Here is a 22304-nt window from a genome sequence, read left to right as displayed (position 1 = left end):
TGCGTTATACGCAAGCCACAAACTTCTCCTATGGAGCTGCCTTCCACGTTCATCGGAAGGTAGACGCCTACTCCGCCGCCAAATATACCGCATCCCCAACCTGCACCTGTCCTGTTTGCTTCACCGACGCATAAACGCCAAAATTGAGCTTCAACTGCTCATTCACGGTCCGCAGCAATGAAGCATCGCGCTCAAGCGTCTCGGGATCGATCGTAATCAACGAGCAGCGATCGCAGAACAGATCCACCTGCAGCCGCGCGCTTCCGACCGACAGCTGCTTGCTCAGCCATTCGTATTCATCCGGCGCATTGTCATCCAAGGTCACAAGCAGATTCGCCCGGAAACGGAGCGGGTCGAGCGGTTTCCCCCACATCGCTTCGAGCTTGCGAAGCGAGGAATCCGTAATAATGAGGATGCTCGCGGCATCGACTGCAAGCAGATCGAGCGATTGCGGCGTATGTGCGAGCAGGCTCAGTTTTTGCTTAGAGAACGGTTGAATTTCTTGCAGCAAGTCATCGTTCCATTGCAGGGAACGACCATCCGGCGCCGTAATTCGCAATCCGGCAAAATGGTCCGCTGTTTCCGCGCCAACCGCCAATGCAGCTCTATAGTGCAGCATGGCAGGTGCGGTTCTGGCCGTGAAATATTGATCCCAGCCTTCCTTCGTCTCATCGATGAAGGCGTGCGAGCGATCCCCGTACAAGCCGTAGCTCTCTATGCGGCTGCTTTGGAGCGCTTCTCCTCCCAAGGATTTAACGGGAAAGCGATGGATTGCGGTAATGGTTCCAATACGAGTTTGCGTCACGGAAAAAGCCTCTCTTCATCAGCGTTATTTAGGTATGCCATATGTATTCCCAATTGTGTCCATTATAGACTGGCGCGAGCATTCTGTCACAATCCTGCAACTCCGGAAGCATAGCAAAAGCTGTCCCAGTCGTCATAGGCAGACGTTTGGGACAGCCTACATCTTCATTATTTGAGCGGCGCATTAATTAAGGTGGCAAAGTTAAATCGATGGACGTGACCATCAGCCAGGGTTGTTTTTCCCATTACAAAATGAACATGCTTGCCGTTTCCGACGGGAATTGCGGGGCCGGTCGTGATCTTCTTTAACTTGTGGAAATGGCCGAAGAAATCGGTTCTCGTCAAATCGATCTCATGCACGTGGCTGTCTCCGGATTTAATCGCTTGGCCGGTTACGCCTGCGAATCGATGGTTGTGGCGATCGTCGCCTTCTTCAGCCAATTTGGTGCTGCCCTCGAATTCATGGTCGTGCTTTTGTGCGCGCCTGCAGGTAGTTGCTCTCTTAAAGGTTCGTTTCTTCTGCATATGTTCCGCCTCCCTTGGTAAGGTGACTTCTCCACATGCTATTAATTAAAGCGGCCGGAGGTGTTGGGCATCTACTGTTATACAGCGGTGTAGCAGAGGTTACCCGAAAGGAGGCGGAAACACAGGGAAATCAGGACTGACGTTAAACGTAATATTATTTTCGCTTAAATCCCAAGTTATCAGCTTGCCTGTCATGACGTCGAAGTCTGCAAAAATATTAGCAAAGGTGAACAGCTGACCGCCTGCGAGTTCAACCGTGCGAAGCACGTAAAGCTGCTGCGCGGAAGGGCCATCTGACGAATTCAGTGCAAACGACACCTCAAGCTGCAAACTAACAGGATCAGTGCCGTAGTTAAACACACGCACGTCAAAGGTTTGAAAGACTCTATCCTCATTTTCAACAATAAACGGAATGATAGCCATGTTTATCACCTACTTACTTGTTTAATAGAATAGTATATGAGAATAGAAAGCGGAACGTTCGGACATGGGTTCGAAGGAGAAGCGGGAGAGGGGAAGAGGATGCGGCACAATTTCTTGATCGGGCAATATGGGGGCTTTGATGAAGCGAAATATCGGAGAGATTTTAGAGAGGGCTTCTACGGAATCGAGGCTTGTTTATTTCAAAAGGATTCCGATATCGAAAGGCTCCAATGCCAATCGAAACAAGACGATTTCCGGATCGGCGTTCATTTCCCGCTGCGAGCAGGCAGTTCGCATGTACGGGATGCCCTGTTCCTTGCAAAGGACGAAGCCGTAAGGCGGCAAGCTTTCGCGCGGGTTCAGCATGAGCTCGAGTTGATGACAACGACGATTCAGCCCAGCTATGTGTTATTCCATTATCCCAAGCCCGTTATCTTAGATGATCGGGTGGATTGGGGACGATGGCATTTTGCGGATCGCAGCGAATATGAATTCGAGTCCGCATACCCATTCGAACCGTTTCAGGAGAGAAGCGAAGTGCTGTTCGAGTGGCTGGCGCGTAAAGGGCGGGAGTACCAGTTTACACCGGTGTTGGAGCTGGATGCGCTGAACAGGTACGTGACGGAAACGGATTGTTTGGAGCAATTGCTCGAGAAGCATAACAACATCAAGCTTTGTCTCGACACAGCGAGGCTGTACATACAGGAGAGGATGGACCCTGCCTTCGATGCCAGAGCCGTTATTGAACGGTATGCCGGCTATGCGGAGACGATTCATTTGTCGACCTTGCGCATAACGGAGAGCGGTGAACGCAAGCAAACGCGGCATCCGGTCTTGCCGCATTTAGATCCAAGCGAGGACTGGGCACCGATCGAGGATTATATGCGAATCATCGGGAGACATAATCCGAATGTGAAAATCATGTTCGAGCATCGATCGGAACAAGTGAGCGCTGAGGAGCTGTCAGCATGCTACAACTGGGTAGAGGACTTGCTGCGGTCTTTCACCTAACCGAATAATAAATACATTGAAATGCGGAGCGACTTATTGTTTAATGGAATAAAGATGAATTGTTATTTTGTTACTTGATTAATAATTTAATTAATCCATAAGGAGATGTCTATCCGCATGACGAACCGTACAATCATCAACGCAGACCGCAGCAAAGGCAGCATTAACCGCAATATTTACGGCCATTTCTCCGAGCATTTGGGCCGCTGTATTTATGAAGGCATTTGGGTAGGCGAGGATTCGGATATTCCCAATACGCAGGGGATTCGCAATGATGTGTTGGAAGCGCTTCGCCAATTAAACCTGCCTGTGCTGCGCTGGCCGGGCGGTTGCTTTGCCGATGAATATCACTGGCGAGACGGAATCGGGCCTCGGGAGACGCGTAAACGGATGATCAACACCCACTGGGGCGGTGTCGTGGAGAACAACCATTTTGGCACGCATGAGTTTCTGCTGCTCTGCGAGCTGCTCGGCTGCGAGCCTTATATCAATGGCAATGTAGGCAGCGGAACGGTCCAGGAAATGCAGGAGTGGGTCGAATATATGACTTTCGACGGAGAGTCGCCGATGGCGAATGAGCGGCAGGCCAATGGACGCGAGGAGCCTTGGAAGGTTAGCTATTTTGGCGTGGGCAACGAGAACTGGGGCTGCGGCGGCAATATGCGGCCGGAATATTATGCGGATCTCTACAGGCGCTATCAAACCTACGTGCGCAACTACGGCGATAACAAAATCTTCCGCATCGCGTGCGGCGCCAGCGATTTCGATTACAATTGGACGGAAGTGCTGATGCGGGATGCGGCGCGTTTCATGGATGGTTTGACGCTCCACTATTATACGATTCCGCATAACTGGCAGCAGAAGGGATCAGCTACGGACTTCGAAACATCGGAATGGTTCGAAACGCTGCGCAAAGCGCTTGTGATGGACGAGCTCGTTCAGAAACACAGCACCATTATGGATAAATACGACCCTCAGAAACGAATCAGTCTCATCGTGGACGAATGGGGCACTTGGTACGATGTAGAGCCGGGCACGAACCCGGGCTTCCTCTATCAGCAAAATACGATGCGCGATGCGCTTGTCGCGGCAGCTACGCTGCATATTTTCCATAATCACTGTGACCGGGTGCGGATGGCGAACATCGCTCAGACCGTCAATGTGCTGCAATCCGTCATTCTGACGGAAGGCGCACGGATGACGGTTACGCCGACTTACCATGTCTTCGACATGTTCAAAGTCCACCATGATGCAGAAGCGCTCGATATCCATCATCAAGCGGCATCTTACAGCCTGAACGGTGCTTCGATTCCGCAAACGAGCGTGTCCGCTTCCCGCGGCAAGGATGGGGTGATCCACGCCAGCCTTTGTAATCTGAGCCATGATGAGCCGGCGGAAATCATTTTAGAGCTGAGAGGACTGACGCAGCAAAATATCGACGCGCTGTCGCTCAGCGGAACCGTGCTGCAAGGCAGTGCGTTAAACGCTCATAATACCGTAGAGCAGCCGGAAGAGGTAACTCCTTCGGTGCTGACGGCGATCGAGCAGCATGAAGACGGTACGATTCGCGTGACGCTGCCGCCTGCTTCAGTAGCGGTGCTTCGTGCGGGCTAATGCGCATGGGAGCTGACACGCAGAGACAGGAAGGCTGCAAAGGCTGCAGTGCATCCGTGCATGTGGAGGAAGCGCAGCTGCAGCGGATTCTAAGCAAGCTTGCGCTGCATCCCGGCGATTGTGTCCCGGACGCGCAGTATGAGCGCAGACTCTCGAATTGTGAAGGGTGCGCGTCCCTTCAATACGGCACAACCTGCGCGCATTGCGGCTGCTTCGTGAAGGTTCGAGCGAAGCTCGCGGCGAAGGGATGTCCGCATCCAAGCGGTTCGAGATGGCAATGAAACAAGAAGACCCGAGTCGGCTGCAATGGGAGCCGGTTCGGGTCTTCTCTTTATTTTATCCCCTAGGTATGAAATCGCATTGCCTTTATCCGGCGTCTATCTTATGCTAAAATCTACTGCCGGCAATTACGAGCGAATCTATCTCAAAAGGAGAGGTCGAACGATTATGGAACTCACTTCAGTATCGGTAAAAGGGGTAAGCCCTTGGAATGAGGATGCTATTATTCGCAATGATGAGCTCCAGCTGTTCGGCGTTATAGATGGAGCAACTTCACTTGTCCCGTACAAAGGGCCAGGTGGGGAAAGCGGCGGCTACCTAGCTGCGCAGCTGGTGGCTCGGACATGCAATGAAGCTGCGGCTGAAGAGGCAGCTTCGGATATGCTGATGAATCTGCTCACCCATGCCAATACCTCGCTGCGGGCAGCAATGGTAGAAGCGGGGATATCGCCGGAGCAGAAAGAATCCGTGTGGAATGCTTGTGCAGCCTTGGTACGAGTGCAGCCTAAATGGATTGATTTTGCCCAACTAGGCGATTGTATGCTGGCCGTTTATTACAAGGACGGTTCGATACGTATCATTACGAACGATCAATTGGCACATGTGGATGACCGGACCAAAGCGGTCTGGGCAGAAGGCGTCGCGGCAGGTCTAACGACTCGTGAAGCCCTCTGGGAGCACAGTAAGCCGGTTATTATAGAGGGGCGCGAAGTGGCAAACACGCTTGGCGGATACGGCGTTATTAACGGTGACCCGACGTTTAGTGATTACGCGGAATTCGGCCGAATCAGCCGGACGAATGTGAAATCGCTGCTGCTCTTTACCGATGGCCTCTACATACCTAAGCCTCCGGGAGAGCCGGACAAGGATAGCGCCGCTGAGATTGCATCGCTTGTCCGAGAAATGGGGCTGCCCCGCTATATCGAGTGGCTGACGGAGCTTGAAGAGACCGATCCGGATTGCACGCGTTTCCCGCGCGTGAAGAAATCCGATGATAAAAGCGCAATCTGGATCGAACTATAGCTGCTTCGACTTCGATTAGAAGCCGTGCTTAGCGGCATAACGGCCCCAGTGCGGCCGACTGCCGTCTGCATCAGCGAAGCCGTATTCCTCGGACAAGTCCCACGAGGTCAAAGCTTGGCCGCTTCGCTCAAGCACCTTCGGATCGGATGCGAGTGCAGCGGCAGCTTGACCGACAAGAGCGGGCGTTTCCGATTGGAGAAAATGGGGATCCTTCGCAGCAGCGTCCCGCCAATTGCTTTCCTGCACGCCGAAGTGATCCAGCATCGCCTCTGAACGAAGGAAGCCGGGCGTTAAAGCAACCGCCGCAATATTATGCGGGCGAAGGTCTGCTGCCATCGCTTGCGCCAGATGAATGACGGAAATCTTCGCCAGACTATAGTAGAGATTGCCGCGGTACCGGTAATCGTAGCCGTCGGTGATTTCGATAATCAGCCCGCCGGAGCCATGGGCGACCATCAGCGGTGCGGCGTAGTAGCTCGCCATCATATGCGTATGGACACCGCGCTGCTGAATTAGCAGACCGTTATGCAGCGAATGCTCCCAGAATGGCTCATGCCATACCGTGAGAGGATCGCCGCCCCAAATATCGTTCACTTGGATATCCAGTCGGCCCTGCTGCTCCATGTCAACACGGGCGTATAGCGCGCGGACATCGTCCTCCACTGTATAGTCGCAGCGGACGGGGATGCCTTTGCCGCCTGCTGCAGTCACAAGCTCTGCCGTTTCTTCTATGGTTTCGCTGCGGCCCATGTCTGACAAGCTGCCTCGGACGCTGCGGCCTGTCACATAGACGGTCGCGCCTGCGCGGCCGAGTGCGATCGCAATGCCGCGTCCGGCGCCTCTTGTCGCTCCTGCGACGACGGCTATTTTTCCATCCAGTGGTCTCATTCGGGTATCTTCTCCTTTAATGGGTCGAATTTGTTGGGTGTTTCTATATATTCTACCCTGTCATGACTGACAAAGACGGTCAGTTTCATTTTGTAAATACGGAGGTTAATTTCGTTATGTGGTTGATTTTGTTTATTCTCGCAATTGTAGGGTTTCAGGGGCTGTCGATGCTTGTATCCCGGGACAAGCTGAAGCAGTTCGATGAAGCCATTATTTCCGCGGTGCAAGGGCAGGAGAACGATACGCTGACCTCCATCGCAAAAGTGTTATCCAAAATCGGCTCGTCCTCCACGATGATACCGTTGGTTCTGCTCGTTGCCGTTCTCTTATTCTTTCTATTAAAGCATCGGAAGGAGCTGGTCTTGCTCCTAGGCGGCATGCTAGGCTCAACGCTGTTGAACGAGCTGCTGAAGGCTGTTTATAAGCGTGCACGTCCGGATATTCACCGGCTCGTTGAGCAGCAAGGATTCAGTTATCCGAGCGGCCACTCGATGGCGGCGTTCACGTTCTATTCTCTACTTACTTATTTACTGTGGCGTCACATTCACCGGAGAAGATGGCGCATTGCGCTCTTAATCTTCAGTGCAGCGATGATGATCAGCATTGGCTTATGCCGTATCTATCTCGGCGTTCATTATCCGTCTGATATTCTGGCAGGGTATTGGATAAGCGCATGCTGGGTGGCATTGTGCATCCGGTTGTTCCGAGGCTGGGCACATACAAGCAAGTAGTTAACGCGCGCTAAAGTTAACATTTGGAGCGTTGTAAGTCGATATCTCTCTCGTATACTATTATTAGGCATGTTATCCAATAGGAGAGAATGAAAGTGAGGTTACTTATGAAACGTTTGTTAAGTGTAGTTCTGGCAATTATCGTCGTATTCGCGTCTTTGGCGGGAACCGCTTCCGCGGCAAGCGGAGGTACCGACATCAAAGTGAAACTAAATGGCGAGTGGGTCATCTTCCCCACACCGCCTGTACTACAGAGTGGTAAAACCTACGTGGAATTCCGTACGCTATTTACGAAGCTGGGCTATTCCATTGATTACAACGCTTCGACGAAGCTGATCAAAGCAAAGTCGGCCGTTCGCAGCATTGAGATGAAACCGAGCGGTACGACGGCATTGGTTGACGGTAAGAAGGTCCCGGTCAATGGCGAAATGAAGCTGCTGAACGGCCGTACAATGGTTGGTGTACGCTTCATCGCGACACTATCGGACAAAACGGTCAACTGGGACGGCGTGAAGAAAATCGTTACGATCGTGGATAAAGGGCCAACCGCGCAGCAGCAGGCAGAAGTGTTTGGCGTGCTCGACAAGCTGACTGCGGCAGAGGATGCACAAGATGCGGCAGCTTATATGGCGGTTTTCCACTCCGAGTCTCCGGTTCGTGATTTAATCCGCGATTCCGTGCAGGAAACGTTCGCGAAAGTTCACACGAAGACGACTTTCAGCGAGAAAACAATCGACTCCTATTCATCGGTTGAAGCCGTTGTGTACACGGTAGAGCAATCGGTTAAAGTAGGCGGAGACGGCTTCTTTGCGGATGTGGAGAATGAGATGCTGTACACGCTTCACAAAGAGAACGGCAAATGGGCGATCTACGATGCAGAGCAGATCTCCCATCAAGTGCTCGATCTCGATGGCCTGTGGAAGCAAGAAATCGCAGCGCCTGAAGCGGACAAGGCCGCTATTTCGGCACTGATTGCCGCAAACGCTGCGGCTGTAAATGCGAAAGACCTGAACGCGTACAAAGCGACACTGGTGCCCGGAGCGGACGGCTTCGAGGAAGATGTTGCTTCTATGGATGAATTGTTCAAGGACACCGAAACCAGCTTGAAGATGAGCCTGGAGAAGAATGCCATCGTTGAATTAAACGGTGACAAGGGGCTCCTTCTGACGCTGCACACGTTTGAAGTGACCATCGATGGCGAGATGATGCCGATCAAATCGATCAACTTGTACAACCTGAAAAAGGTGGACAATAAGTGGCTGCTCATGCCGGGCAGCAACGAGCTGTACAACGATATGAACGAAACGGAAGAGTAGCGTTTAAATTGGATAGTTAGAGGACCGTCTCAAAAGTGTGCTTACCCACTTTTGAGGCGGTCTTTTTTTGTATGCACAGGGGAAGGGTAGCAGTTACCGCATATTGGCGTTGGAGCGGGGGAGAGGATACAAGAGAGGTAGCAGTTACCGGGGACACAAGAGAGGTAGCAGTTACTGCTCAATGGCGGGATACCCCGAAAAGTAGCTCCCAGAGCAACACATCAGCAATTAGTTGGTGAATCCAGCGAATGTGTAGCTCCTGGAGCCACACATCTGCAGTTTGTTGGCGAATCCAGCGAATGTGTAGCTCCGAGAGCAACACATCAGCAGTTTGTTGGCAAATTCAGCGAATGTGTAGCTCCCAGAGTCACACATCAGCAGTTAGTTGGCGAATCCAGCGAATGTATAGCTCCGAGAGCAACACATCGGCAGTTGGTTGGTGAATCCAGCGAATGTGTAGCTCCCAGAGCCACACATCAGCAGTTAGTTGGCGAATCCAGCGAATGTGTAGCTCCCAGAGCATTCGCCCACCGTTTAGCCCTAAGCTGGTTCGTTCCGATCCAGCTCCAGAGGCAGGAAGGCGTAATCGCCATGCCGCACGATTTCACATTTGCGAACCGGAATTGGCGACTTGAAGATTGGCCCGTCCAGCACGGTTGTGTGAAATTCGCCGCCTTCTCCGCAAGGGTCGATGCCGCGTTCGAGGAGCTCTTTTACAAACTCATGGTCCAGCATGCGTCCGAGATCGGATTCTCGCATACCGAGCGATAAGTTGACGGTCACCACGATCGATAGGAAACCGAGATTGATGAACGTTTCTACGGTTTCTAGATGATCCATTTGCCAAAGCGGCATGCCAAGCTGTAATCCCGCCTTCGCCGAAACTTCGTCCTGCCAGCAGCCATAATCCGTCATTTCCAAGTCGCCTGTCACGAGCACCTCGGCTCCGCGTTCCTTGGCTTGTACCAATAGGCCGATAAAAGCTTGCTCATAATCAGTCCAGCTCGCAGCCGCAGTATAGAGGGGCAGTCCGATCGAATCCGCTTGGGCGCGTATAAGCTCGGGTGGCATACCATGGGATCTGGAACGTTTTCCTTCTTCCTCCAGCATCACGATAAGGCCGATCGCTTCACCAACCTGCATCGCTTTATATAAAGCTAGCGCGCTGTCCTTGCCGCCGCTGAAAGAGGCAATAAATCGATGTCCGACTTTCATGCCATTCTTCCAATCCTTCATTTCTTCCATCGTGATCATTCCCCGTTATGAATTGTAGTGATGTAGAACAAATTATATAGGATAATTGGAGCTATAATAAATAACATAGAAATATTCGACGGGAGTAGATAATGAGATGAAAGTTGTCATTGCACCCGATTCATTCAAAGGCTCCGCATCGGCAAGGGAGCTGTGCCAAGCCATTGCCCAGGGCATTCGGTCCGTCATGCCGGAGGCAGAGCTGCTGGAGCTGCCGATGGCCGATGGCGGAGAAGGCATTATGGACAACCTCGTGCACGCTACCGGCGGCAAGCGGATTGAGGCAGAAGCGACAGACCCGCTTGGTCGCGCCATGGCAGCCGCCTATGGCGTACTAGGCGATGGCGAGACCGTGATTATTGAAATGGCCCAGGCATCAGGTCTCCCGCTGCTAACCGCAGAAGAGAGACAGCCGCTGCTGACATCAAGCCGCGGCACAGGCGAGCTGATCAAGCATGCACTCGATCAGGGCTATCGCAAATTCATTATCGGCCTTGGCGGCAGTGCGACCAATGATGGAGGCGCCGGCATGCTGCGAGCGCTGGGTCTGCAGCTGCAAGACGCGAAGGGACAGCCCCTCGCCGAAGGCGGCGGTGCGCTGAGCAAGCTCGCGGAGCTGGATGCCGCCGGGCTGGATCCGCGTCTAGCGGAATCGCAGGTCACGATCGCTAGCGACGTCACCAATCCGCTGTGCGGTCCGCAAGGCGCATCGGCTATCTTCGGCCCGCAGAAAGGGGCAACGCCGGAGATGGTTGCGGTCCTCGATGAGGGGCTGCGTCTATTCGCCGAGCAGATCCGCGCCACGCGCGGAATCGATGTGCTAACCCTCCCGGGCGGCGGTGCTGCCGGAGGTATGGGTGCTGGGATTGCCGGATTCATGAATGCAGTGGTCCGCCCCGGCATTGAGGTGGTTATGGAAGCAAGCGGGTTTGCGGCAGCGGCGAAGGACGCCGATTACATCATTACCGGTGAAGGCAAGCTGGACGAGCAGACGTTATCCGGAAAGGTTGCGGCAGGGGTGTGCAAAGCTGCGGGGCCGCTTGGCGTTCCGGTTATTATTTTGTGCGGGCTGCGGGTGTTGGCGATGGACGAGCTTAGTAAGCTGGGGAAGGTGAGTGCATTCTCCATCGTTCCCGGCCCATGCAGCTTAGAAGAGGCGATGGCGCATACGGCCGAGTGGGCAGAGGCTTGCGCCGCTCAGCTGTTCGGACTTTTAAAAAATTCATTTTGATTTCTCCTCTTTTTCACATCATGTTCACAATGGCCTGTTAGACTGAGGGTCAGGATCAGTGAAACAGGACAAAAGCAGGAGGGAGACCAGATAGCATGAAGCCGTGGACCGAGTTCGAAGAAGCAATCAAGCCGCATCTCCGGCATGTGCGGACATATTGTTATTATTTGACCGCATCCAAATGGGAATCGGAGGATCTGCTGCAGGAGGCGCTGCTTCGGGCATTCAAGCATTATCGGGATACCGGCATTCTTCGTCACCCTAGGTCGCTGCTGTACAAAATCGCCCGCAACGTGCATATTGACGCACATCGCAGACGACGCGGCATAACCGTTCCGATCGATGAGGCGCTTCAGCTGCCGTATTACGATAACAACTACGCCAACATTCGCGGGACGCTGGAGTGGGTAACAGAGCATCTGTCCGCCCGCGAGATGGAGATGCTGCTGCTCGCAGAGGTGTTCGATTATTCCTACCAAGACATTGCCGATGAGCTGCAATGTACGGTTCCGGCTGTCAAAATGGTGCTGCACCGCTCCAAATCCACGCTCCGTAAGCGCGGAACCCAGCAAGAGCCGACGACTACTTCTCCTCGCAGTCGGGCCGGCAAGCGTAAAAGCCCGCCCGCACTTCCCTATATGGTAGACCGGTGGACAACGGCATTGATGACCGGCGAGTTGTAAATGATTTTGACCAGATAAAAAATGGGCCTCTTGGTAGAGAAAGAGGCTCTTTTTGGCGTTTGGAGTAGTTCTTTTGAATCATTATTACGGTCTGTAAAACAATACCATAGGACAATGGCTGCATCATCATGGTACAGTAGAGTAAACAGTAAACATTTACCTTGGAAAAAAGGAACAAGTACGACTTTTGTTGGAGGCGCTATGCGAAACTATTTGGGGAAAACCTTAAAAAATGAAGTCGTAAATGCATTTGGTGTCACCGTGCTGCCTGCTAACATCATGCTGCAAGAAGAGCACTTGGTCCTACTGGAGAAGCACAAAATCGATCATATTTCCGTTATCTTTGACGTAGTGGAACCGACGAAGACGGCAAAGCCGAGTGCCCCCCATTCCGCTGTGAGCCAGGTATCGAACCGGGCCAAGGAAATGTATAACTCGATTTGGGAAACAGGCAAGGTTCCGATGGACGAGCTGCAGAACAATATTATTCCCGCTGTTAAGAGCGTGGCCAGCCATCCGAATATTTTTGAGTTGTTCGAGGCGGTCAAGGCGCAGGGGGGTTATACGTATCAGCACAACATCGGTGTTGGCGTGCTGGCGACGATGATCGGCAAATGGCTGAATCTTAAAGAAGATGAATTGACAGCGCTTACGCTTGCGGCAACCCTGCATGATGTAGGTAAAGTGAAAATTCCGCCGGAAATTATTAATAAACCAGGCAAGCTGACAGAGGCAGAATTCGAGGTCGTGAAGAAACATACCATTTACGGCTATGAAATATTGAAGAAAACAAAAGGCATCAGCTACCGCGCTGCGTTAGTTGCGCTTCAGCATCATGAGCGCGAAGACGGCAGAGGATATCCGCTCGGACTAACCTCGGATAAAATCGATAGTTTCAGCAAAATCGTTGCGGTGGCGGATATCTTCCATGCGATGTCCTCCGATCGCCCCTATCATAAAGCATTGCCATTTTACGAGGTGGTTCGCCAGCTTCGCGAAGGCTATTTCGGGCAGTTGGACCCGCATATCGTATCGGTTTTCCTGGATAATATTACGACCAAAATGATCGGCCAGAAAGTCGTGCTTACAGATGACCGCGTCGGCGAGATCGTATTTATTAATCCGCATGACGAGGAAGCGCCGCTCGTGCGGATCGGAGAAGAGTTCGTGGATTTGTCCGCGGAGCGCCAGCTGCAAATCAAACAGATTATCGGACTGTAGCAGTTAGGGTTCGAGACATAGCAAGAGCAGGGTTCACGTCATGATGTGATGTCCCTGCTCTTTTTCTTTGTGCCGGAGATTAGGTCCACTTGGCAGCCCATAGCTTCATTTCATGCAAAATTTGATGCAGATCGACGCCCTTAGGCGTCAGCGAATATTCAACAGTTACCGGAACAGTAGGGAATACATGGCGCTCAAGCACGCCTTGTCCCTCCAAGTGACGAAGCGTACTCGTCAGCGCTCGCGGACTAACCGAGGGGATCAACCGCTGCAGCTCGCCAAAACGGCGCTTCTCGCAGAATAGCTCGCGCAGGACAAGAAAGGCCCATTTTCCGCCGATAACATCCAGTGTTCTCTCAATATTGCAGGCGATTTCGGCTGGTACCTTCGGGACATAATTGTTTACAGACATCAGGTAATCCTCCGTTTTAATTAGTTACATAAAGTATAGTATGTATATTAAGTATAATATAATGACAAATATTTCACTACTTTAAAATCTATAATGATATGAGTAGAATAGGGGGTGCGTCGGTTTGACAGCGCATGCAGGCAACTGCAATTATCTTTAGGAGGTTGGAGAAATGAATTTTAGAAGACTAGGCGGCAGTGGACTAAAGGTGAGCGAAGTCAGCTTGGGAAGCTGGCTTACATATGGCGGTTATGTTGAACGTGAGAATGCGGTAAAAGCGATCGAGAAGGCGTACGAGCTTGGCGTTAATTTCTTCGATACTGCGAATGTGTACGAGCGTGGTGCTGCGGAAGTATTGCTCGGCGAAACGATTAAGCAGTTCCCTCGTGAATCTTATGTGCTTGCTACCAAAGCGTTCTGGCCAATGGGTGACGGCCCGAATGACCGCGGCTTGTCCCGCAAGCATGTGATCGAGCAGGCGAATGCCAGCTTGAAGCGTCTGAATACGGATTATGTAGATATTTTCTATTGCCACCGTTATGATCCGGAAACGCCGCTGCAAGAGACGCTGCGCGCGATCGACGATCTGATCCGCTCCGGCAAGGTGCTGTATGCAGGTGTCAGCGAGTGGACCGCATCGCAAATGGCAGATGCTTTAGGAACGGCTGACCGTTATTTGCTCGACCGTATCGTAGTAAGCCAGCCGATCTACAACATGTTCGAGCGTTATATCGAGAAAGAAGTCATCCCTTACGGGGAGAAGAACGGCATCGGTCAAGTGGTCTTCTCGCCGCTTGCGCAAGGGTTGCTAACGGGCAAATACACATCCGCAGCAGACCTGCCGGAGGGCAGCCGTGCAGCGAAACTCGATTGGATGCGCAAAGGCATCACGGACGAGAAGCTTGCAAAAGTACGCGCCTTGTCCGAAATCGCGGGCGAGCTCGAGATTACGACCGGCCAACTGGCGCTCGCATGGATTCTGCGCCAACCGAACGTAGCAAGTGCCTTAGTAGGCGCAAGCCGTCCGGAGCAGGTCGTCGAGAACGTAGCCGCTTCCGGCATCAAGCTGTCGGAAGACGTGCTGGCACGGATTGAAACGATTTTGGGATAGGTTGTTGCGGCCGGACCGGCTTTGCTGGTCCGGCTTTTTTATTGCCGCTCTCAACGGTAAATGCTGTAACAGTGCTCCGAAGCTGCAGATTAGCTGATAGTGGCTATATCGCTATCGGTGGTTTTTGATACGACGATAGCGCCTGTGAGAGTCGCAGAATGGAACTCTCACAGGCGAAACCGCGAGAAAAAGCAGCTGAGAGTCTCGAAATCGAACTCTCAGCATCGAAAAACCCTTGATCTCGCCCAGTCTCGTCGGTGAGAGTCGCAGAATGGAACTCTCGCAGGCGAACCCGCGAGAAAAAGCAGCTGAGAATCTCGAAATCGAACTCTCAGCATCGAAAAACCATTGATCTCGCCCAGTCTTGTCGGTGAGAGTCGCAGAATGGAACTCTCGCAGGCGAACCCGCGAGAAAAAGCAGCTGAGAATCTCGAAATCGAACTCTCAGCATTGAAAAACCCTTGATCTCGCCCAGTCTTGTCGGTGAGAGTCGCAGAATGGAACTCTCGCAGGCGAACCCGCGAGAAAAAGCAGCTGAGAGTCTCGAAATCGAACTCTCAGCACCCACTATAACCCTATACAGAACGGCTGCCAGAACAAGGGGCAGCCGTTTTATTTTTGCTAGCTGCTCATTCCAATCGGAAGAAAGAGGCGTAATTTGGGACTTCAACATGTTTTGTCCGAAAATCGTAGAATAGTTCATTTTCTCCTTTTAGTGCTGACACTAAAATACAAGTTGACAATGAATAAGCGCTGCATCTTGACACCTGTTTTTGGAGTTGGGGCGAACAGCTAGAGTAGCTATCTTGCAACACGTCAAAAAAGTATTTCAATATGGGAGATGATGATTCCTTTGCCATGATGATAACCCATGATCGACTCACAAAATGTACCATAGAAGGGATGAGAAAATGAACAAGCACAAACTGACATCACGCTTGGCTTCACGTCTGACATCTTTGGTTCTCAGCATTTTGATGGTTGTAATTACACTCCTACCGGCGACAGCTTTCGCCGATACCCCTACCGGCGGCGATCCCTTCCAAGGCGAGATCCTGTTCCCCTTCAATGAGGGTAGCGGTTCGACCTCAAGCGCCTATTCGGGCGGTCTAACAGCTGCATTAGACAACTATGTGTGGGATCAAAACGGCCGGGGCAATACTTCCGCAATCTCCAATGACCAAACAGGCAAGAACGGGCTCACAATCGACTATGGCACTCCGTTCGCGAGTGTAAATGATCTTACCATGGGCGTTTGGGTAAAGCCTTCAGCTCCCAATTCTGGACAAACCAGTTCTTTGATGGCCCCGCCTTATGGCGGCACTACAGGCAACTGGGGATTCAGTAATGGAGAAATCTGGTGGAGCATCAACTGGGGCACCAGTGCAAACAACTTCGCTGACACAAGTATAAGCTTGTTATCTTACGGATCGGACGGTTCCGAATGGGATGGCGGCATTTCAGCGCCAGCAGGGAACCTGGCCGACGGCAACTGGCACTATTTGGCGTACTCCTTAAGTGCGACGGCGAAAACAATCGCGCTGTATGTGGACGGCAATCTGATCGGCGAAAAAGATTATAGTTCCCTATATCCTGTCAATCTGCAAGCATACAAATGGTTCGGCGGGAATGGGTACCAGGATAAGTCGTACACCGGCCTTCTGGATGAGCTGTCCGTTTTCCCTTCGGTTCTGGGCGACAGCGCGCATGAAGCGCTATATAACAGAGCGCCTAATACTAGCGTTGGCGGCAATCCGGGCGACCCTGGCGATCCCCTTCAGGGCGAGATTCTTTTCCCTTTCAATGAGGGTAATGGTTCGACCTCCAGCGCCCTTTCGGACGGTCTGACGGCCACATTGGACAACTATGTGTGGGGTCAAAACGGCCGGGGCAATACTTCCGCAATCTCCAATGACCAAACAGGCAAGAACGGGCTCACAATCGACTACGGTGCTGAGTTCGCGAGTGTAAATGAGCTTACCATGGGCGTTTGGGTTAAGCCCTCGGCTCCAAGTCCTGGAACATCCAGTTCTTTAATGGCCCCACCTTATGCCGGTACCACAGGCAATTGGGGGTTAAACGCCGGAGAAATCTGGTGGAATATCGGATGGGGCACCAGTGAAAACAATTACGATGACACAACAATAAACTTCACATCTTACGGATCGGATGGCTCTGAGTGGGGAAGCAGCCTTTCGGCACCAGCGGGGAATTTGGCCGACGGCGACTGGCACTACCTGTCGTTCTCCTTCAGCGCGACGGCAAAAACAGTCGCTCTGTATCTGGACGGCAGTCTGATCGGTGAAAAGACCTACACGTCCACCTTCCCTGTTAATCTGCAAGCATACAAATGGTTCGGCGGGGCTGGCTATAATGGAAGCGCGTACACGGGTCTTCTGGATGAGCTGTCCGTTTTCCCTTCGGTTCTGGGCGACAGCGCGCATGAAGCGCTATATAACAGAGCGCCTAATACGAGCGTTGGCGGCAATCCGGGCGATACCTTACACGATGAGATCCTTTTCCCCTTCAATGAGGGGAATGGTTTGACCTCAAGCGCTCTTTCGGACGGTCTGACGGCCACATTGAACAACTATGTGTGGGATAACGATCACAACGGCCGGGGCGACACTTCCGCGATCTCTACTGACAGCAGAGGTGCGAGCGGGCTCACAATCGACTACGGCGCACAGTTCGCGAATGTAAATGATCTTTCTATGGGCGTTTGGGTTAAGCCTGGAGCTCCAAGCCCTGGAACATCCAGTTCGTTGTTAGCCCCGCCTTATGGCGGCTCCGATGGCAGTTGGGGGCTAAATAATGGGGAAATCTGGTGGAATATCGGATGGGGCACCAGTGAAAACAATTACACAGACACCAAGATAAGCTTCTTATCTTACGGATCGGATGGCTCCTCTTGGGATAGCAGCTTATCAGCGCCAGCAGCGAATCTGGCTGACGGCAACTGGCACTATCTGTCGTTCTCCTTCAGCGCGACGGAGAAAACAGTTGCTCTGTATCTGGATGGCAGTCTGATCGGTGAAAAGACCTACACCTCCACTTTCCCGGTTAATCTGCAAGCATACAAATGGTTCGGCGGGGGCGGCTATAATGAAAGCGCGTATACCGGACTTCTGGATGAGCTGTCCGTGTTCCCTTCCGTTCTCGACGCCGCCGCGCATGCAGCGCTATATAACAGAGCGCCGAATACAGACGGCACCGGCCAGCAGGCTGATCCAGCCGACACCAATCAGGTAGGCGACAAAACCTATCATGTGGCCAAGACCGGCAGCGACAGCAACCCCGGCACCGAGGCCGAACCTTTCCTTACGATTCAGAAGGCAGCCGATGTTCTTCTGCCTGGCGAAACAGTAATCATTCACGAGGGCGTATATGAGGAATCCGTACGTCCCAAGTACAACGGCACGGCTGATCACCCCATTTCATATCAAACAAACAACGGAGAGAAAGTCGTTATCTCCGGCGCGAACCTGATTTCCGAGGCATGGCAGACGGCGTCAAACCCGAGCGCGGTGCAATATAACGCGAATGATGCAAACCTCTGGAAAGTAAACGTTAGCTTGCCGATGGGCAATTACCGCAATCAAATTTTTGTGGATGGCGAAGCCATGCTTCCTTCACGGTATCCGAACGTTGCGAAGGAAGACGCGTACTATCGTCCAAACTGGCTGACTTATGTGTTCGACGGCGAGAACGCAAGCACAGGGGGATGGTCTACCCCTACGGGCAAGCTGCGTGATCCCGAGCTGAACCAACCTGCCGGTACATGGGACGGAGCAGCCATCGTGGGCATGGACAACCGCGGATGGAACCTATCCGGTGGGGAAGTCGTCTCATCCACGCCAGGCTGGCTTAATCTTGCGAACATGAACTTCTACGAGCTGGGCCCAACCGGCTACGCCTCAGGCGACGATTTCCATTACTATATCCAAAACGCGATGGCCGCTCTGGACGCGCCATATGAGTGGTTCTATAACCAGAATAGCGAAACCCTGTATCTACAGCTCCCGAAAGGCATGAACCCCAACGACCTGGATGTTCGTTACAAGGCACGTGAATGGGGCTTGGATCTGTCCAGCCGTAAGTACATCCATATCGAAGGTATTGACCTGAACGGCTGCAGCATGACCATGCGTAACGGCGTGAGCAATGTAGTCGATAAAATGACGGCGAAGTACGTTACCGAATTTATGTCCCCACAGGGTGAGCGAGGCGGCATCATCGTGGGCGGAAAGAACAATACCTTGATCAACAGCGAGATCGCTTATTCTGCCGGCGCGCTGGTCACCGTCGAGGGCGAGGGCAACAAGATCGTCAATAGCAAGCTGCATGACGCTACTACCGGCCCTACCTTGTTTACCTTCTCGATTACCATTTCGGGAATAAACCACTTGATCAGCCACAACCAGATCTATAACGCCAGCGGCACGCTGATCGGCGGCAGCTTCTATGCCAGCGAAATCTCCTACAACGATATCCATGACGGTAACTGGCACAGCACCGACGCAGGTCTGATGTATTTTGCTTACAACGATTTTGGTAACAGCCAAATTCACCACAACAAAATCCATGATTCCCACAGCGAATTTTCCAATGGCGTGTACTTCGATCTGGGCTGCAAAAACGCTCTGGTATACGGCAATGTGTTCTGGAATTTGCCATGGACGGCTGTTTTCATTAACTCGAGCTCCGAGTTTATATCCGTGGTCAACAATACGGTATACAAAGGAGCAACCAGTCACTCGAACCCTGAAATTTATACGAACTCGCCCGGCGACGCGTACATGGACGTTTTTATGAACAACATTGTGGATTCCCGCGGTGTGGGTACGGACAACGTCAACGTTGGCGCGGTAGTGCTGGACAACTACAGCAGACCAAATGACGACCTTGATGGAACTGCAACGTTCAACAACCCATCGGCGTTAGACTTTACCTTGAAATCCGGTTCCGGTGCGGTCGGTATGGGCGCCTATCAGCCGGGAGATACCTGGACTGCGGGTCTGAAGGGCACTCCGGTAACGGCCGAAGAAGTTAGCAGCGGTCCGCAATTCCTGCCTTATGCGAACAGAAATCTGCTGTTCAACAGCGGTTTTGAGTGGCCGCGCGTAGACTTCCCGAGCATGGGCTCGATGCCATACTGGAAAAAGACAGGGACAGGAAGCGCATCGCTCGTCAGAGCCGGTTCATCTGCCGACAATGCTCATGCCCGCGATCAGAACGCCGTGGAGCTGACCGGTCAGAACACTGGACTAGAGCAGGAGATTACAGGTCTGGAGCCTGGAGTGGAATACGTGCTGCGCGGCTTTGCTCGTATGGGAAACGGCAGCAGCGCCGAAGGGCAAAAGGCGGAAATAGGCGTGAACGTCGGTGCAACTAACCTCAAAGATGAATTGGACCGGCCGGCATGGCGATCGGTATCGATCAAATTTACAGCTGACGAGACAGGAACAGCCACAGTTTACGCCAAAAAGACAACAACCGGATCACGGGCACTGGTAGACGACTTCTCGGTTGTGCGTGCCGACGTTACGCCGGATCAAGGACCGATCAGCGACGATCTGTACCCGATGCTTAATTCCCCAGTGGCATTGGTGGACGATATGTTGTTTGAGAATTCCAAATGGACTGCAGCCAACCAATCGTCGTTTGTAAAAGACGAAACGTCCGGCCTCACTCTGGTAGCGCAGCCCGGCCAGTCAGCCGCCGCGTTCTACACCCAGGATAAGTACAGTAACAAGGACTTCTATTTGAAATTGGATCAAAGTGAAAATCTTGACGATCTTGATCTGAACATCATACTCCGGGCAACCGCAGCGACGCGAGCTGCCAACAGGTATGAAATTGATATTCAAGGCACGACAGCCACACTGACCCGTTATTACAACGGATCGGGTCTCCAATTGGGACAGTGGACGGTAGACATTAACGACCGGCTCTTGAAGGCCGGCGCAGTATGGGATGACGTCAACGAAAGCGGCTACGGCGGCGTGACCGTGACGCTAAAGAGCGGAAACGAAACGCTGTTCTCCGTTCGAGATGAAAATAACTTAAACGTCTCCGCCCCAGGCTACTTCGGCCTGTCGACTGAATCCTCCATCAAACTCGGACGCGTGACCGAATATGTGGATATGGGCACAGTCATCGCGGATAAGAACAACTGGCAATCCGGAGGGACTTCCATCAACTGGGCGAATAACGATACCGAGTTGACCCCCGTCGGGGCTGGAACTGCAGGTTACACAGGCAGAAAATTCGGCGATGCAGAGTTCGTGGTTGGATTTGAGTCCGGCATGAACACCGGGGCATTCCCTAACTTTACCCTGCGGGCTCCGACCGACGTAGATCTGCTGAACAACCCTTGGAGCGGCACGAAATACAGCGTTATCTTCAAGGAGGGCTCCTTTGAAATTCAGCACTGGCCGGAACTCTGGAAGCCCGGTTCAAGCATTCTGTCGGATGACGGAAGATCGGCGCTGGCGGACAACAAAGGCTTTGTACCGGCGTATACAAACACACTCGTTAAAATTAGTACAGTGAACACCGACTATGGCGTGTGGATCCGAGTCAAGGCGGGCGACACGATCGTCGCAAGTTGGATTGACGAGAACAATTATCTTCCGAATGCTGGGTATTTGGGCATCTGCGGCTACACCGAGCCAATGACGATCTCAGCGCCAAGCGAGAGTACTTATATTCCTGTCATCGGTAACCCGGACGATAAGCCAGGCAATGTCACTGTGGATACCTCCGCGCTGCAACAGCTGATAGCCGAGGGCGGTGCGCTTGTTGAAGCCGAGTACACGGAGGCGAGTTGGGCAGCTTTAGAAACAGCCTTAGACGCTGCGATAGCTGTTGTGTCAAACAACGCCGCGACCCAAGCTCAGATTGATGCGGCGGTTACGGCACTGCAGGCGGCGATAACCGACTTGGTTCAAGCGGATGTAGCCGTTACCGACATTACCGTAACAGGAGCGAACGGCGCTTCCTCGATCTCGAGCCTCGGCGGCACGCTGCAAATGAATGCCGCAGTGACGCCTGACAACGCGACCGATAAATCCGTCTCCTGGACGGTCGTCGGCACGAATGGCAACGCAACGAACAAAGCGACGATCGACTCGAACGGCCTACTGACTGCGGTTGCTGACGGCGTAGTCAAAGTCGTCGCCACGGCGAAGGACGGATCGGGCGTAACGGCCGAAAGCCTCATCACCATTGATTCGACGCCGCCGGTAATCGTTGCACCGAGCGATCTGTCGTACTTGCAAACGGAAGCGGTATCGCTTGCGTTCTCCGCAAGCGACAGCGGAAGCGGCTTGCAATCGTTGACCGTATTCTTTAACGGCAAGACGACATCCGGAACGGTTTCCGTAAATCCGCTCGGCCTCGCGGTTGGAACGTATCCAATCGTTGTTACAGCGACGGATAATCTCGGTCATCAGACGACGAAGACGTTCAGCTTGGAAATCACGATGGAAGTCGCACAACTAGACGAAGTGATCTCTCTCGGGGAAACCCGCGGTTTGATCGCGGATGCCAAAACCGCGAAGTCTCTTCAATCGGAAATCGACAAAATCCAAAAGGCTCAAGCAAATGGCAAGCTTGACGCGAAAGATTTCAAACAGATAGAAAAGGATATCAACAAGGAGAAAGGCAAAAAGATCGACGCTGCTTTCGCGGATCAGTTGCTGCAAAGCATCGAAGCTCTGAAGAGTTCCCTATAAGAATAAGCAAAAAACCGACTTGCGAGTGCAAGTCGGTTT

At 52.5% G+C, this 22304-nt stretch carries 17 protein-coding genes; 11 read left to right on the top strand and 6 right to left on the bottom strand.

Annotated features, from left to right (window positions below; all coding sequences use genetic code 11):
* Positions 1-67: 67 nt before the first annotated feature.
* From AC6ESO_RS19170 to AC6ESO_RS19160, 3 genes are all read right to left on the bottom strand, one after another.
* Positions 68-805, bottom strand: a complete 738-nt coding sequence (locus AC6ESO_RS19170; RefSeq protein WP_497092750.1) for an MOSC domain-containing protein — start codon at positions 803-805, stop codon at positions 68-70.
* Positions 806-972: 167 nt separating this feature from the next.
* Positions 973-1329: a YmaF family protein gene (locus tag AC6ESO_RS19165; RefSeq protein WP_497092749.1), complete on the bottom strand. Its 357-nt coding sequence runs from the start codon at positions 1327-1329 to the stop codon at positions 973-975.
* A 99-nt stretch (positions 1330-1428) separates the two neighbouring features.
* Entirely contained in the window at positions 1429-1752 is a 324-nt protein-coding gene (locus tag AC6ESO_RS19160; RefSeq protein ID WP_497092748.1) for a hypothetical protein, read from the bottom strand.
* Positions 1753-1851: 99 nt separating this feature from the next.
* Here AC6ESO_RS19160 and AC6ESO_RS19155 point away from each other — a divergent pair, with 99 nt between their 5' ends.
* From AC6ESO_RS19155 to AC6ESO_RS19140, 4 genes are all read left to right on the top strand, one after another.
* Positions 1852-2763, top strand: coding sequence for a sugar phosphate isomerase/epimerase (locus AC6ESO_RS19155; RefSeq protein ID WP_497092747.1), 912 nt, complete (start codon positions 1852-1854; stop codon positions 2761-2763).
* A 117-nt stretch (positions 2764-2880) separates the two neighbouring features.
* On the top strand, positions 2881-4377 hold the full coding sequence (locus AC6ESO_RS19150; protein WP_497092746.1) for an alpha-N-arabinofuranosidase: 1497 nt from the start codon (positions 2881-2883) through the stop codon (positions 4375-4377).
* 5 nt (positions 4378-4382) lie between these two features.
* Entirely contained in the window at positions 4383-4658 is a 276-nt protein-coding gene (locus AC6ESO_RS19145) for a DUF6171 family protein (RefSeq protein WP_497092745.1), read from the top strand.
* A gap of 166 nt (positions 4659-4824) precedes the next feature.
* Positions 4825-5679 (top strand): protein phosphatase 2C domain-containing protein, encoded by an 855-nt coding sequence (locus AC6ESO_RS19140; protein ID WP_497092744.1) that lies wholly within the window; start codon positions 4825-4827, stop codon positions 5677-5679.
* Positions 5680-5694: 15 nt separating this feature from the next.
* Here AC6ESO_RS19140 and AC6ESO_RS19135 read toward each other — a convergent pair whose 3' ends face one another.
* Entirely contained in the window at positions 5695-6567 is an 873-nt protein-coding gene (locus tag AC6ESO_RS19135; protein WP_497092743.1) for an SDR family oxidoreductase, read from the bottom strand.
* A 116-nt stretch (positions 6568-6683) separates the two neighbouring features.
* Here AC6ESO_RS19135 and AC6ESO_RS19130 point away from each other — a divergent pair, with 116 nt between their 5' ends.
* Together AC6ESO_RS19130 and AC6ESO_RS19125 are read left to right on the top strand one after the other, a co-directional pair.
* Positions 6684-7298 carry a phosphatase PAP2 family protein gene (locus tag AC6ESO_RS19130; protein WP_497092742.1) on the top strand — a complete coding sequence of 205 codons (615 nt, stop codon included), beginning with the start codon at positions 6684-6686 and terminating at the stop codon, positions 7296-7298.
* A 107-nt stretch (positions 7299-7405) separates the two neighbouring features.
* Positions 7406-8614 carry a stalk domain-containing protein gene (locus AC6ESO_RS19125; RefSeq protein ID WP_497092741.1) on the top strand — a complete coding sequence of 403 codons (1209 nt, stop codon included), beginning with the start codon at positions 7406-7408 and terminating at the stop codon, positions 8612-8614.
* A 540-nt stretch (positions 8615-9154) separates the two neighbouring features.
* On the opposite strand, the gene AC6ESO_RS19120 is transcribed toward AC6ESO_RS19125, so the two are convergent.
* Positions 9155-9859: a Dph6-related ATP pyrophosphatase gene (locus tag AC6ESO_RS19120; protein WP_497092740.1), complete on the bottom strand. Its 705-nt coding sequence runs from the start codon at positions 9857-9859 to the stop codon at positions 9155-9157.
* A 106-nt stretch (positions 9860-9965) separates the two neighbouring features.
* On the opposite strand from AC6ESO_RS19120, the gene AC6ESO_RS19115 reads away from it, so the two are divergent.
* The 3 genes from AC6ESO_RS19115 (at position 9966) to AC6ESO_RS19105 (ending at position 13003) form a co-directional block, all read left to right on the top strand.
* Positions 9966-11099 carry a glycerate kinase gene (locus tag AC6ESO_RS19115; protein ID WP_497092739.1) on the top strand — a complete coding sequence of 378 codons (1134 nt, stop codon included), beginning with the start codon at positions 9966-9968 and terminating at the stop codon, positions 11097-11099.
* A 95-nt stretch (positions 11100-11194) separates the two neighbouring features.
* On the top strand, positions 11195-11782 hold the full coding sequence (locus AC6ESO_RS19110; RefSeq protein WP_494820884.1) for a sigma-70 family RNA polymerase sigma factor: 588 nt from the start codon (positions 11195-11197) through the stop codon (positions 11780-11782).
* A 201-nt stretch (positions 11783-11983) separates the two neighbouring features.
* Positions 11984-13003: an HD-GYP domain-containing protein gene (locus tag AC6ESO_RS19105; RefSeq protein WP_497092738.1), complete on the top strand. Its 1020-nt coding sequence runs from the start codon at positions 11984-11986 to the stop codon at positions 13001-13003.
* Between the two features lie 79 nt (positions 13004-13082).
* Here AC6ESO_RS19105 and AC6ESO_RS19100 read toward each other — a convergent pair whose 3' ends face one another.
* On the bottom strand, positions 13083-13415 hold the full coding sequence (locus AC6ESO_RS19100; protein ID WP_494820882.1) for a winged helix-turn-helix transcriptional regulator: 333 nt from the start codon (positions 13413-13415) through the stop codon (positions 13083-13085).
* Positions 13416-13587: 172 nt separating this feature from the next.
* On the opposite strand from AC6ESO_RS19100, the gene AC6ESO_RS19095 reads away from it, so the two are divergent.
* Together AC6ESO_RS19095 and AC6ESO_RS19090 are read left to right on the top strand one after the other, a co-directional pair.
* Positions 13588-14526, top strand: a complete 939-nt coding sequence (locus AC6ESO_RS19095; protein ID WP_497092737.1) for an aldo/keto reductase family protein — start codon at positions 13588-13590, stop codon at positions 14524-14526.
* 911 nt (positions 14527-15437) lie between these two features.
* Positions 15438-22265 carry a LamG-like jellyroll fold domain-containing protein gene (locus AC6ESO_RS19090; protein WP_497092736.1) on the top strand — a complete coding sequence of 2276 codons (6828 nt, stop codon included), beginning with the start codon at positions 15438-15440 and terminating at the stop codon, positions 22263-22265.
* The last annotated feature ends 39 nt before the right edge of the window (positions 22266-22304 follow it).

This window comes from Paenibacillus rhizoryzae (assembly GCF_059686995.1).
The sequence above is the reverse complement of the archived record's forward strand: the minus strand, read 5'-3'. Positions and strand labels throughout refer to the sequence as shown.